Source organism: Mesorhizobium sp. LNHC229A00 (assembly GCF_000502415.1).
Classification (GTDB): Bacteria; Pseudomonadota; Alphaproteobacteria; order Rhizobiales; family Rhizobiaceae; genus Mesorhizobium.
Window position 1 is genome coordinate 1 of sequence record NZ_AYWQ01000119.1, and the last position, 832, is coordinate 832.

Below are 832 nucleotides of genomic sequence, written 5' to 3' on the forward strand. Positions count from 1 at the left end.
TCGCGACGGGCAATCACGACTCCGCTTCAGGCGACAACACGCCGAGTGCGCAGCCAGGCACGCTGACACACAATTATGGCGCGGACGGCGCGGGCCACATCGCCCTGGTGTCCGGCTCGGAGACGGTGAACGGCACCACCTACACCTATACGGCCAATGGAGCGGGCACGCAGATCATCGCCTCGGCCGGCGGCATCAATGTGTTCCAGGTCGACCTGACGGACCCGGTTGCCGGCACCTATACGGTGACGCTGCTGGCGCCGGTCCAGCATCCGACGGCGGGCACCGAGGACAATCTCGACTTCAGCCTGAGCTACAAGGTCTATGACGCCGACGACACGGCCGCCACAGCCTCAACCGGCACGCTGACCGTGACGGTGGATGACGACATGCCGGTTGCGGTCAATGACGGTCAATCGGCGACGGAAGGCGGCGCGGCAATCGTGGCGAACGCGGCCAATGGCGTTCTGGCCAACGACCATGTCGGCGCGGACCAGCCCGGCACGGTCACGGCGGTGACGGGCGGTACGGTCGGCAATCCGATCGCGACGGCCTATGGCACGCTGACGCTGAACGGCGACGGCTCCTACATCTATACCCCGAAGGCGTCGGTGCCGGCGGGGACGGTGGACAGCTTCACCTACACCATGAAGGACGCGGACGGCGACACCTCGCAGGCGGTTCTGTCGTTCACCTTCTCGGGCGACAACAACCATGCGACGGCGGGTGTGTCGGCAGCGCTGGTCGACGAGGACGACCTCGCGACGGGCAATCACGACTCCGCTTCAGGCGACAACACGCCGAGTGCGCAGCCAGGCACGCTGACACACAA

General features: G+C 66.3%; 1 protein-coding gene. It reads left to right on the forward strand.

What is annotated here, in order from left to right; all coding sequences use genetic code 11:
- Window positions 1-832 (forward strand): Ig-like domain-containing protein (locus X742_RS01000000171245; RefSeq protein WP_032925188.1); only part of this gene is annotated, 832 nt, incomplete at both ends.